The sequence below is a fragment of the Streptomyces sp. NPDC102406 genome, assembly GCF_044765725.1.
Classification (GTDB): domain Bacteria; phylum Actinomycetota; class Actinomycetes; order Streptomycetales; family Streptomycetaceae; genus Streptomyces.
Genome location: NZ_JBIWKP010000001.1, coordinates 1,505,106 through 1,517,081 on the forward strand (window position 1 = coordinate 1,505,106; position 11,976 = coordinate 1,517,081).

General features: G+C 72.6%; 10 protein-coding genes. 6 read left to right on the forward strand and 4 right to left on the reverse strand.

Annotated elements, in window-relative coordinates; all coding sequences use genetic code 11:
* The first annotated feature begins 59 nt into the window (after positions 1-59).
* From ACIRF8_RS06920 to ACIRF8_RS06930, 3 genes are all read left to right on the forward strand, one after another.
* Entirely contained in the window at positions 60-614 is a 555-nt protein-coding gene (locus ACIRF8_RS06920; protein ID WP_404211594.1) for an SAV_6107 family HEPN domain-containing protein, read from the forward strand.
* Positions 615-732: 118 nt separating this feature from the next.
* Positions 733-1,578: a class I SAM-dependent methyltransferase gene (locus ACIRF8_RS06925; RefSeq protein WP_404211596.1), complete on the forward strand. Its 846-nt coding sequence runs from the start codon at positions 733-735 to the stop codon at positions 1,576-1,578.
* Positions 1,579-1,829: 251 nt separating this feature from the next.
* Entirely contained in the window at positions 1,830-2,234 is a 405-nt protein-coding gene (locus ACIRF8_RS06930; RefSeq protein WP_404211598.1) for a DUF3040 domain-containing protein, read from the forward strand.
* 103 nt (positions 2,235-2,337) lie between these two features.
* Here the strand turns inward: ACIRF8_RS06930 and ACIRF8_RS06935 are convergent, their stop codons facing one another.
* The 4 genes from ACIRF8_RS06935 to ACIRF8_RS06950 all read right to left on the reverse strand — a co-directional run bounded on the left by ACIRF8_RS06935 (position 2,338) and on the right by ACIRF8_RS06950 (position 8,024).
* Complete coding sequence (locus ACIRF8_RS06935) at positions 2,338-4,761, reverse strand: DUF3488 and DUF4129 domain-containing transglutaminase family protein (RefSeq protein WP_404211600.1); 2,424 nt, start codon at positions 4,759-4,761, stop codon at positions 2,338-2,340.
* Positions 4,758-6,152 carry a DUF58 domain-containing protein gene (locus ACIRF8_RS06940; protein WP_404211602.1) on the reverse strand — a complete coding sequence of 465 codons (1,395 nt, stop codon included), beginning with the start codon at positions 6,150-6,152 and terminating at the stop codon, positions 4,758-4,760. The genes ACIRF8_RS06935 and ACIRF8_RS06940 overlap by 4 nt, the downstream gene beginning before the upstream one ends.
* Complete coding sequence (locus ACIRF8_RS06945) at positions 6,152-7,192, reverse strand: AAA family ATPase (RefSeq protein WP_404211604.1); 1,041 nt, start codon at positions 7,190-7,192, stop codon at positions 6,152-6,154. The genes ACIRF8_RS06940 and ACIRF8_RS06945 overlap by 1 nt, the downstream gene beginning before the upstream one ends.
* Positions 7,193-7,418: 226 nt before the next feature.
* Complete coding sequence (locus ACIRF8_RS06950; RefSeq protein ID WP_404211605.1) at positions 7,419-8,024, reverse strand: beta-class carbonic anhydrase; 606 nt, start codon at positions 8,022-8,024, stop codon at positions 7,419-7,421.
* Between the two features lie 345 nt (positions 8,025-8,369).
* On the opposite strand from ACIRF8_RS06950, the gene rsmH reads away from it, so the two are divergent.
* From rsmH to ACIRF8_RS06965, 3 genes are read left to right on the forward strand one after another with little or no spacing between them, the layout of a single operon-like run.
* Positions 8,370-9,326 (forward strand): 16S rRNA (cytosine(1402)-N(4))-methyltransferase RsmH, encoded by a 957-nt coding sequence (gene rsmH, locus ACIRF8_RS06955; RefSeq protein WP_404211607.1) that lies wholly within the window; start codon positions 8,370-8,372, stop codon positions 9,324-9,326.
* Between the two features lie 25 nt (positions 9,327-9,351).
* The gene (locus ACIRF8_RS06960; protein WP_404211609.1) at positions 9,352-9,951 is read left to right on the forward strand and encodes a septum formation initiator family protein; all 600 of its coding nucleotides are present in this window, start codon (positions 9,352-9,354) and stop codon (positions 9,949-9,951) included.
* A 4-nt stretch (positions 9,952-9,955) separates the two neighbouring features.
* Positions 9,956-11,920 carry a peptidoglycan D,D-transpeptidase FtsI family protein gene (locus tag ACIRF8_RS06965; protein ID WP_404211611.1) on the forward strand — a complete coding sequence of 655 codons (1,965 nt, stop codon included), beginning with the start codon at positions 9,956-9,958 and terminating at the stop codon, positions 11,918-11,920.
* Positions 11,921-11,976: the final 56 nt, after the last annotated feature.

The window sequence follows — 11,976 nt, forward strand, 5'->3', positions numbered from 1 at the left end:
TGCCCCACTATGGGCACATACGGCCACTGCGCCGTCACACAGACGACAGGAGGTTCGTCATGGCCAGGTACCCCGCAGCCGCCGCACGCCGCCGCGCCACCACCGGCCCTGCCCCCTCACTGACCGGACCGGCGAGCGACGTCCACCCCGTGCTGCGCCGGGCGACCGCCCCGCCCGCCGCCCTCGACCTGCTCGCTCAGGCCCGCGCCGGACTCGACGAGGCGGCCGTCCTCGAAACCCCCAACGAGCGGTACGCCACCGCCCATCTCGCCGCTCTGCGCACCGCCGCCGCCGTGCTCGCGGCCCGTGGCCGGCCCGAGGCCACGCCCAGGCGCCGCGCGAGAATACGGAGCGCCTGGGAAGTGCTCCCCGAGATAGCGCCCGAACTGGCCGAGTGGGGCGCCCTCTTCGCCGCCGGTGCCACCCGCCGCGCGCGTGCGGAGGCGGGCATACGCGGGGCGGCCGGCGCCCGCGACGCCGACGACCTGCTGCGCGACGTGGCGATGTTCCTGCGCCTCGTCGAGCGGATGCTCGTCCTGCAACCGGCGCTGCCCCAGCCGCGCCACGAGGACGACGCCCGCAGGCCGGAGCGGGAAGTGCCCGACGCGGGGTGAGCGGCGACAGCACCCCTTCGGGCGGTACGGCGGTGACGTCCGCAGGTGGCAGGGCGCCTCGCCCGGGCCCATTAGGGTGGAGGCGCCCGAACCTGTTCACGCCGAGGAGTCAGTTGCCGTGTCGGACCCGATGCGCCCCCCCGTCTCCCATCCTCGAACGACGTCGTCGCGCACCGACCCCTCGCGATCCCGGTCCTCACTGCGTACCGCCGTGGTCCGCGACGTCCTCAAGGACGCCCTCGACCGCCGCGCCGCGGCCGCGGGGAGGCAGGCCCTCGACGTCCTCGACACCGGGGGCGGCAGCGGCAACTTCGCGGTTCCGGCCGCCCGACTCGGCCACCGCGTCACCGTCGTCGACCCCAGCCCGAACGCGTTGTTCGCGCTCGAGCGCCGCGCCGCGGAGGCCGGGGTGGCCGACCGGGTGCGTGGCGTTCAGGGCGACGTCTCGGGCCTGTTCGACGTGGTCGAGCGCGACGCCTACGACGCGGTCCTGTGCCACGGCGTCCTGGAGTACGTCGAGGAGCCCGCGGAGGGCGTGCGCAACGCGGTGGGCGCGCTGCGCTCCGGCGGTGTGCTCAGCCTGCTCGCCGCGGGCCTCGGCGGCGCCGTCCTCGCGCGGGCCCTCGCCGGTCACTTCAAGGAGGCCCGGCAGGCGCTCGGCGACCCGGCGGGCCGCTGGGGCGAGGGCGACCCGGTGCCCCGGCGCTTCACCGCCGAGCAGTTGGAGCGGCTCGTCGGCGACGCGGGTGTGGACGTCGGCGCGGTGCACGGCGTACGGGTCTTCGCCGACCTCGTCCCCGGGGTCCTCGTGGACACCGAGCCCGGGGCCTTCCAGGAGCTCCTGGAACTGGAGGCGGCCGTCGCCGAACTGCCCGCCTTCCACGCCGTGGCGACCCAGCTCCACGTGCTGGGTGAGAAGCGGGCGACGGGTGAGAGCCGAGTGCCCGGGACGACCCGCCGCTGATCAGCGGCGCAGCGGCAGATGGAGTACGCCACAGGCCCCCCGATCGGGCGCCTCGCGCCGTATGATCGGGGTAGACCGCCCGGCATGACGGGACGGCCACCGGGGAATGACGCCCCTAGTGGCCGGAGCGGCGTGATGCGGTCCGCAATGGTGAAGTTGGCGTAGAGGGGCGGGTTTCACGGGGGCGATTCCCTGCCTATCCTGAAGGGGACCCCCGGTCGCCCCGGCGACTGCACGATGAGGAGGACTCCGTGCCGCTCTCGGAGCACGAGCAGCGAATGCTCGAGCAAATGGAGCGAGCGCTGTACGCCGAAGATCCCAAGTTCGCGACAGCGCTTGAGGGAAGCGGGCTGCGTACGTACACCCGACGTCGGGTCTACCAGGCAGTCGCGGGCTTCCTGGTGGGTATCGCGCTCCTCATGGCAGGTATGGTCGCGCAGCAGATCTGGATCAGTGTGGTGGGGTTCCTCGTCATGCTGGGGTGTGCGGTGCTCGCCGTCACGGGCTGGCGCAAAGCGCCGAAGCCGGGCGAACAACCGGCGGGAGCGGTGCCAGGCGCACCCGCCGCCCGACGGCAGAGCAAACCGAAGCGCACCATGATGGACCGGATCGAGCAGCGCTGGCAGCGCCGCCGCGACGAGCAGGGTGGCCGCTGAGCGGCCGTTCCGCCGTCGAGTTCTCGACATGTACGCACAAAGGGTGACCGCCCCGGCGGTCACCCTTTGTGCGTCACCCTTTGTGCGTAACGGCGGGACTCACTCAACCCTCCTGGCCGGACGGGCGGGAGCGGGAGGACCGGGCGAGCGCCGCGGACCAGCGGGCCCGGACGCGCGCGGAGAACGACTCCCAGCGCTGCGACAGCGCCCACACCACCCGGACGGCCGAGCGCGGTGCCAGCGTCGCACGTAGCCGTGTCGGACCGCTCACCTTCGCGTGCAGCCCGTCGCACAGCCGCCGCACGTCCTCGCCGAGACCCGAGACGGGCACCGGCCGCGGCGCGTACAGCACCTGCTCCACCGCCGCCGCCACCCGGTGCACTGCCTCGGCCGCCGGCGGATCCAGTTGCCCGACCCGGGCGATGCGCGCCGCCGCCTTCCGCGGGGTGTGCGAGTCGTCCGGCGCGATGCCGTGGTCCCAGGCGGTGTCCGTCACCTCCCGCCAGGCCGCCAGCGTGCGCGTACCGATGTCGGCTTCCGTCCGGCCGGAGAGACCCAGCCGCCGCGCCCTGACCCGTCCGCGCCACAGCATCGGCAGCATCGGCACCAGAAGGACCACGAAGGCGGCCAGGACCACCAGCAGGATCATCCGGAGCGGCAGCCCGCCGTCCGACGAGCCGCCCACGACCGCCGGGGCCGTGTTGCCACAGCTCCCGTCCTTGCGCTGGGCCATCGAGCAGCTCTGCGTCGACGAGGGCTGCGAGGCGGAAGGGGCCGAGGAGGCGGACTCGCTCGGCGCCGCCGGACCGCTCGGGCCGCCCGCCGGGGTGTTGTCCTGCGTGTACTCCGGGACCGTGCCGCGGTTCGGCGTGGGCTCGAAGCGGGTCCAGCCCACGCCCTCGAAGTACAGCTCGGGCCAGGCGTGCGCGTCGCGCAGGCCCACCGCATAACTGCCGTCGCCCGCGGACGAGCCGGGAGTGAAGCCGACGGCGACGCGGGCCGGGATGCCCAGCGTCCTGGCCATCGCCGCCATCGAGAAGGAGAAGTGGACGCAGAAGCCCTCCTTCTGCTTCAGGAAGCGGGCTATGGCGGCGGAACCGCTGCCGGCCTGCACCTCGGTGTTGTACGTGAAGCCACCGTTGACGGCGAAGTAGTCCTGGAGCTCGACCGCTCGCTCGTAGTTGTTCGCCGCGCCCTGCGTGACCCGCAGGGCGGTCGTGCGCACCACGTCCGGCAGCGTGCCCGGCACCTTCGTGAACTCGCGCACCAGCTCCGACGGCGGCGCCCCGGCGTCGGCCAACTGCTCCGCCGTCGGCCGCACGATCAGACTGTCGACGCTGTAGGACTTCCCGCGCGTCGTCTGCCCGTGGTCGCCGACCAGGGTCCGGCCGACCTGCTCGAACCGCCACCGCCCGTTGATCGACACCTTTGTCGCGGGATACGGCATCGGCAGCCAGTCCTGCGCGTACCAGTCGGCCGCCGCGATACGGGTCTTGACCTCGGTCCTGCCGATCTCCGCCGCGAGCCCCGGCGGAGCCGGCAGCGGGGACGGCACATCGGTGATGCTGCGCACCGAGGGCCGCCAGGTCGTGCCGTCGAACTCGTCGAGCGCGACGATCCGCAGATACATGTCGGACGTCTGCTCGGCGTTGGTCCGGTACGACATCACGGTCCGGTCCTCCGGCTGGTTCAGGCTGTTCTGCAGCGAGACCAGCGGATTGACCGCGGAGATCGTGCCACCGCCCCCCGACCCGCCTCCCACACCGGAGCCGGAGGCGCCGAGCAGGCCCCCGCCGATCGCGGGCAGGGGAGCCAGGGGCACGAGCACGGCGACGCCCAGCGCGACGGCGCCGATGCGGCGGCCGGTGCGGACCGGGGCGACCGTGCCGCCCCCGCCGCCCTGGCCCGGTGTCCCCGCGGGCGCCCGCCCGGCGCCGCCGAACACCCGGCCCCACTGCGAGAGACGGTCCCGGCTCTCGGCGAGCAGCAGCAGGAGGTAGCCGCCCGCCGCGAGCAGGAACCAGAACCAGTCGGCCCCGCCGTCGGAGAGCCCGGCGGCGACCGAGTACAGCGCGAGCAGCGGAAGACCGGCGGGCGCCGCGCTGCGGAACGTCACCGCGAGCGCGTCCACCAAGAGCCCGATCACCAGTACGCCACCGACCAGCATCAGCCGGATGCCGTCGGACAGGGGCGCCGGGATCATGTACCGCCCGACATCGTCGCCGCCGGCCTCAAGCAGCAGACCGAAGTGCCGGAACGCCTCCGGGCCCGGCACGATGACGCCCAGCGCCTGCTCGTGCGCGAAGACCAGGGTGAGCAGCAGCAGGGAGACCAGGGCCTGGGAGGCGACCGTCAGCGGGCGGGCGAGCGGGACCCTGCGCGCCGCCGCGCCCACCGCCGCCTGGATCACCAGCAGGATCGCGGCCTGCATGATCCAGGTGGACTTGTCGACCAGCGGCAGCAGCGCGGTCGACGCCAGGAACGTGGCCAGCGTCGCGCAGGTCGACAGACGGGCACCGCCGCTCATGACCAACCTCCCGTGACGCTCGGGACCGAAGTCCCCGTCCGCTCCCGGTCCGCCTGCCGCCACACGTCCACGACGGACGCGCCGGCCGGTACGACCACCGCCGTCCATCCGGCCTCCTGGAGCATGCGCAGCCGCTCGGCGCACTGCCGCGAGACGGGCGCCCCCGGCCCCTGGACCCAGGAGGCACTGTCCATCAGGAAGGCGACCGCGCCACCACTGCGCTGCCGCATCTTGGCGGCCACCGCGGCCTGTTCCTCGTCCAGGTCGCCGAAGAAGGCGACCAGAAGCCCTTCGTTGCCGCCGCGCAGCACGTCGTACGCCGCCGAGAGCGTGTCCGCGTCGGAGTGGTCCACGACGGCGAGCGTGTCCATCATCAGACCGGCCGCGTCCGCCGACTCCTGACTGGCGCCCGCGAAGCCGTCCGTGCCCTCGCCCGGGACCGCATTGCCCGTGTCGGTCAACAACCGCACGGAGAAGCCTCGTTCCAGCATGTGGACCAGGGCGGAGGCCGTGCCGGACACCGCCCACTCGAAGGCCGAGTCCGGGCCCGCGCCCTGGAACGCCGCACCGCGCGTGTCGAGCAGCACCGTGCAGCGGGCCCGCTGCGGCTGCTCCTCGCGGCGCACCATCAGCTCGCCGTAGCGCGCCGTGGAACGCCAGTGGACACGGCGCAGATCGTCGCCGTACCGGTAGCCGCGCGGGATCACGTCGTCCTCGCCGGCCAGCGCGAGCGAGCGCTGCCGCCCGTCCCCGTACCCCTTGGCCTCACCGGTCAGCCGCACCGGTGGCAGCGGCTCCACGCGCGGGATCACCGTCAGGGTGTCGTACGTCGCGAAGGACCGGGTCAGCTCGCACATGCCGAAGGGGTCGGTGAGCCGGAGTTGCAGCGGCCCCAGCGGGTAGCGGCCGCGCAGGTCCGAGCGGACCCGGTAGGACACCTCGCGGCGGCCACCCGCCTCGACGCGGTCGAGGACGAAGCGGGGCCGGGGGCCGAGCACGTACGGCACCCGGTCCTGGAGCATCAGCAGACCGGTGGGCAGCCGCGAGATGTTGTCCATCCGCAGGTGGACGCGCGCCTCCGAACCGGCGGGCACGCGCGCGGGGGAGAGGCGACGGCTGCCCGCGACCCGGTAGCGGGTGCGGTACAGGACACCCGCGCAGAGCAGCGGCAGGGCCGCGAGCAGCAGACCGACCCGGAGCAGATCGCTCTGGCCGAGGACGTACGCGCAGATCGCCGCGGCGATACCGGCGGCCAGGAACGAGCGACCGCGTGTGGTCAGCCCGGCGAGCGCGGTGCGCAGGCCGCTCTTGTCGCCCTTGTCGTTCGTCGCGCCGCCACCGTCCGGGAAGCCGCCCCCGGCGTCGGCCGCGTAGTACCCCCCCGCCGCCATCAGAGCCTCCGGGGGCCGGGCGGCTGGTGGCCGTACAGGGGCGGCGCCGAGCCGTACCCCTGGGCCGCGCGGGAGTCGGCCGCGGGGACCGGGATGCGCTGGAGGATGTCGAGGACGACCTGCTCGGCGGTGCGCCGGTTCAACTGGGCCTGCGCGGTGGGCAGCAGACGGTGCGCCAGGACCGCGACGGCGAGGGCCTGCACGTCGTCGGGGAGCGCGTACTCACGGCCGCTGAGCGCCGCCGAGGCCTTCGCCGCCCGCACCAGGTGCAGCGTCGCGCGCGGGGACGCGCCGAGTCTGAGGTCCGGGTGGTTGCGCGTGGCGGCCACCAGGTCGACCGCGTAGCGCCGTACGGCGTCGGCGACATGGACCGTGCGCACGGCGTCGACCAGCTTCACGATGTCGTGCGCGTGTGCCACCGGCTGGAGGTCGTCCAGGGGCGAGGCGCCCCCGTGGACGTCGAGCATCTGGAGCTCGGCCTCAGGGTTCGGATAGCCGATGGAGACGCGGGCCATGAAGCGGTCGCGCTGGGCCTCGGGCAGCGGGTACGTGCCCTCCATCTCGACCGGGTTCTGCGTGGCCACCACCATGAAGGGGCTGGGCAGTTCGTAGGTCTTGCCGTCGATGGTGACCTGGCGCTCCTCCATGGACTCCAGGAGCGCCGACTGCGTCTTCGGGGAGGCCCGGTTGATCTCGTCGCCGATGACTATCTGCGCGAAGATCGCACCGGGCTTGAACTCGAAGTCGCGGCGCTGCTGGTCCCAGATGGACACCCCGGTGATGTCCGAGGGCAGCAGGTCGGGCGTGAACTGGATGCGGCGCACCGAGCAGTCGATGGACCGCGCGAGCGCCTTGGCGAGCATGGTCTTGCCGACGCCCGGCACGTCCTCGATGAGCAGGTGCCCCTCCGCCAGCAGTACTGTCAGCGAAAGCCGTACGACCTCCGGCTTGCCCTCGATCACACCCTCCACCGACCTGCGGACACGCTCCGCGGTGGTGGTCAGATCAGTGAGGCTCGCTCGATCGTCATAGGTCGTCACCCGGCCCTCCTCGGCCTTACTTTCCCGGGCCGACGCTCTGCGATGCGGACCGGCCCACCCCGAAATACGGACACCACGCGCGAGGAGTTCCGTCGCTCGCGCGGGGTGTCACGTACGCATTCTTGTTGGCGTTACCGGTTCGTGTCACTCGCCTGTGGATAACTGGCCGCGATATGTCGGGGCTTAGCGCCTTTTGTGGGCATGCCGGGCGGGCCCGAGCGGAGGGTCAGCGGGGCTGGACCTCTCGCAGCCGGCCCGTCTGCACGTCGAAGACGAAGCCGCGCACGTCGTCGGTGTGCTTCAGGAAGGGAGAGGTGCGCACCTTCTCGATGGACTGGCGCACGTCCTGGTCGACGTCCTTGAACCCCTCGACGGCCCAGGTGGGGCGCTGCCCGACCTCCAGCTCCAGCTCCTGGCGGAACTCGTCGCCGAGCCCCTCCATGCCGCAGCCGCTGTGGTGGATGAGGACCACGCTGCGGGTGCCGAGCGCACGCTGGCTGATGGTGAGCGAGCGGATCACGTCGTCGGTGACCACGCCACCCGCGTTGCGGATGGTGTGGCAGTCGCCGAGTTCCAGGCCGAGGGCGGCGTGCAGGTCGAGGCGCGCGTCCATGCACGCGACGACGGCGACGTGCAGCACGGGGCGCGCGTCCATGCCGGGGTCGGTGAACGCGTCGGCGTACCGGGCGTTCGACTCGACGAGGCGATCGGTCACGGAGCCGTCCACGGTTATGGCGTCTTCGGACGGGCGAGAAGCGGAAGTCGTCATGGTGACGACGTTAGCCGCCGCACACGGCCGTGGCCTGCTGCGGGAAGGGACAAAGAACGTCATCGGACCTTGTTGTGAGCTAATCCACAGGTACGGCCGGGCCTGGGCCGAACGGGTGAACGCATCGGACGCGGGAGCGGTCCGGACGCGCCTCGCGACGCGCAGGCCGGTTGATTGACCGGGGAGCACTGTGGACTAAAGTGACGCCGAACCCCATTGACGAAGCAACACGGAGATCCCGGCGCTGCCGGACGCTCCCCGCGTGCGCGGCGCGTACGTACGGCTCGGCCTCCTCCCGCTCCGGTCGGCCGGCGTCACTTCCCCGGCGCCGACGGACCATCATCCCCTTCACGAGCGGGCGGGGACCCGGCAGTGCGTGCGACCGCCCGCCGGACCTGAGAGGGCCTCTTGAGTCAGCGACATGTTCCGGTGATGCTCCAGCGCTGCCTGGACCTGCTGGCCCCGGCCCTCGCCCAGCCGGGGGCGATCGTCGTCGACTGCACGCTCGGCCTCGGCGGGCACAGCGAGGCCCTGCTCTCCACGTTCCCCGCGTGCCGCCTCGTCGCCCTCGACCGCGACAAGGAGGCGCTGCGCCTGTCCGGCGAGCGCCTCGCCCGCTTCGGTGACCGCGCCACCCTCGTGCACGCCGTCTACGACGAACTGCCCGAGGTGCTCGACCGGTTGGAGATCCCCCGCGTCCAGGGCGTCCTGTTCGACCTCGGTGTCTCCTCCATGCAGCTCGACGAGGCCGACCGGGGCTTCGCGTACGCGCAGGACGCGCCGCTCGACATGCGCATGGACCAGACGACCGGGGTGAGCGCCGCCGAGGTCCTGAACACGTACGCGCCGGGCGAGCTGGTGCGCATCCTGCGCCAGTACGGCGAGGAGAAGCAGGCCAAGCGCATCGTCTCGGCCGTGGTGCGCGAGCGGGAGAAGGAGCCGTTCAGCAACAGTGCGCGGCTCGTCGAACTGATCCGCGATTCCCTGCCGCAGGCCGCCAAGCGCACCGGCGGCAACCCCGCCAAGCGCACTTTCCAGGCCCTGCGCATCGAGGTCAACGGAGAGCTGAGCGTCCTGGAGCGGGCCGTCCCCGCCGCGGTCAAGGCGCTCGCGGTCGGCGGCCGGATCGCCGTCCTGTCCTACCACTCGCTGGAGGACCGGCTGGTCAAGCAGGTGTTCGCGGCCGGTGCCGCCACCACGGCCCCGGCCGGGCTGCCGGTCGTCCCCGAGCAGTACCAGCCCCGGCTCAAGCTGCTCACGCGTGGCGCCGAACTTCCCACGGAGGAAGAGGTCGCCGAGAACCGCCGGGCCGCGCCGGCACGGCTGCGGGGTGCGCAGCGCATCCGCGAGGAGGTCGCCGAGTGAGGCACGCGCGCGTGGAGGGGTGGTCATGACCGCCAGGAGCGGCCCGAAGGACGCGAGGGACGCCCAGGGCTCCAAGGCGGCCAAAGGCCCCAAGGGAGCCACCGGCCCCCAGCGGGCCACCGGTCCCCGGGGAGGCTCGGGAGGCGGACCACGCGGACGGGCCGCCCGTTTCGCCCGGATCTTCCCGGTCACTCCGTCCGGCGGCGCCCAGGCCGCCCGGGCCCCGTTCGTCCTCCTCGTCGTGCTGCTCCTCGGCGGCGGGCTCATCATGCTGCTGCTGCTGAACTCCTCGCTCAACGAAGGATCGTTCAGGCTCAGCAAGTTGAGGAAACAGACCACCGAACTCACCGACGACGAGCAGCAGCTCCAGCGCGACGTCGACTCCTACGCGGCGCCCGACGCCCTCCAGCGCCGCGCCCGCGAGCTCGGCATGGTCGAGGGCGGCGACCCGGCGTTCCTCTCCCCGAACGGCACCGTCCGCGGGAAGCCGAGCCCGGCCGCGCTGTTCGCGCCGCTGTATCAGCCGGTGCTCCCGCCGGAGACGGTCCCCGCCCTGACGAGCGCACCGCAGCAGCCCGGCTCGGCGACGCCCACGGCCCTCGCTCCTTCGAACCCCGGCAGGTGACGCCATGACCGACAGGGAGCCCCCGCGCCGCCGCGTCCCAGGACCGGCACGCTCCGCCGGGACGGCCCCCCGCGTCCCACAGCGGCGCCCAGGGTCCGGCGCGCGCCCCGCCGCACGGCGCCGGCGCCCCACGTCGTCGAAGGCCCACACCCCACTGCGCCTGGGCAGCCCGCGGCCTCGCCTGCGGATGGTCAGCCTGGGCCTCACCCTCGTCCTCATGGTCTTCGTCGTCCGTCTCCTCCAAGTGCAGGGTGTCGACGCGAGCGCGTACGCCGCCAAGGCCTCGCTGAATCGGTACGTCAGCCACACCATCGCCGCCGAGCGCGGCGGCATCACCGACCGCAGCGGTGTCTCCCTGGCGACCAGTGTCGACGCGTACGACATCACCGCGGACCCCACGCTGTTCACCGAGAAGGCCACCGGGACCAAGGACGCGCCCGAGCAGGCGGCGGCGCTCCTGTCGCCGATCGTCGGAGTCGACGCGGACACGCTGGCCAAGCGGCTCAGGACCGAGAACACGCGGTACGTGCGGCTCGCCGCCCGGCAGACACCGCAGGTCTGGAAGCAGATCAAGGACCTCAGGTCGACGCTGAACGAGAAGGCGAACGCCGAGGGCCGCGAAGCCAGCGTGCTGTCCGGGGTGCTCGCCGACCCCAGCAGCAAGCGCGTGTACCCCAACGGGGACCTCGCCGCCGGGATACTGGGATGGGTCAACGCCGACGGCAAGGGCGGCGGCGGCGTCGAGCAGCAGCTCGACAAGGATCTCGCGGGCAAGGACGGCAAGATCCGCTACGCCCAGTCCGGCGGCCGGCAGGTGCCGACCGCGGGCAGCACCGAGCAGCCCGCCGTGGCCGGCTCCGACGTCGAACTGACCATCGACCGCGACATCCAGTGGGCCGCGCAGAACGCGATCACCGAACAGGTGCGGAAGTCGGCGGCCGACCGCGGCTACGTGATAGTGCAGGACACGCGGACCGGCGAGGTCCTGGCCATGGCCAACGCGCCCGGCTTCGACCCGAACGACCTGTCGCGGGCCGACGCGACGGCCCTGGGCAACGCCGCGCTCCAGGACGCCTACGAGCCCGGCTCCACCGCCAAGGTCATGTCCATGGCCGCGATCCTGGAGGAGAACGCGGCCACGCCCCTGACCCACGTCATCGTGCCCAACCGGCTGCACCGCGGCGACCGGCTCTTCCAGGACGACATCGACCACGAGACCTGGCACCTCACGCTCAACGGCGTGCTCGCCAAGTCCAGCAACATCGGCACGATCCTCGCCTCCGGCGAACTCGGCGCCACGCAGCCCAAGGCCAACCGGACCCTCTACTCGTACCTGCGCAAGTTCGGCATCGGCCGGCAGAGCGGGCTCGGCTTCCCCGGCGAGACCTCCGGCATCCTCGCGCCGCCGGACAAGTGGTCGACGTCGCAGCAGTACACGATCCCCTTCGGGCAGGGCTTCTCCATCAACGCCATGCAGGCGGCCTCCGTCTACTCGACCATCGCCAACGGCGGCGTACGGATCGAACCGACGCTGGTGCGTGGCGCGAAGGGCCCCGACGGCCGGTTCACGCCCGCCCCCAGGCCCAAGGAGACCCGGGTCGTCAGCAACAAGACGGCGAAGACCGTCGCCCGGATGCTGGAGTCGGTGGTCGACGACGAGGAAGGCACGGGGACCAAGGCCCGCATCCCCGGCTACCGCGTCGCCGGCAAGACCGGCACGGCCAACCGCGTGGACCCGGCTACCGGCCGCTACAAGGGGTACACGTCGTCCTTCGCCGGGTTCGCGCCCGCCGACAAGCCGCGGATCACCGTCTACTGCGCCATCCAGAACGCCACCAGGGGCAGCTACTTCGGCGGCCAGATCTGCGGGCCCATCTACAAGCAGGTCATGGAGTTCGCCCTGAAGACCCTCCAAGTGCCGCCCACCGGCACCAAGTCGGCGAGGCTGCCCGTCACGTTCAAGCCATGACGGCCGGTCCGCGCCGTGACCATGATCACCCCACTCAGTGAAGACGCTGAAGACAC

Bases quoted from the DNA above. Each gene is read 5' to 3' on its own strand.
- ACIRF8_RS06920 (WP_404211594.1), top strand. From the start codon at position 60: ATGGCCAGGTACCCCGCAGCCGCCGCACGCCGCCGCGCCACCACCGGC.
- ACIRF8_RS06935 (WP_404211600.1), bottom strand. From the start codon at position 4,761: ATGAGCGGCGGTGCCCGTCTGTCGACCTGCGCGACGCTGGCCACGTTC.
- ACIRF8_RS06940 (WP_404211602.1), bottom strand. From the start codon at position 6,152: ATGGCGGCGGGGGGGTACTACGCGGCCGACGCCGGGGGCGGCTTCCCG.
- ACIRF8_RS06950 (WP_404211605.1), bottom strand. From the start codon at position 8,024: ATGACGTTCTTTGTCCCTTCCCGCAGCAGGCCACGGCCGTGTGCGGCG.
- ACIRF8_RS06960 (WP_404211609.1), top strand. From the start codon at position 9,352: ATGACCGCCAGGAGCGGCCCGAAGGACGCGAGGGACGCCCAGGGCTCC.
- ACIRF8_RS06965 (WP_404211611.1), top strand. From the start codon at position 9,956: ATGACCGACAGGGAGCCCCCGCGCCGCCGCGTCCCAGGACCGGCACGC.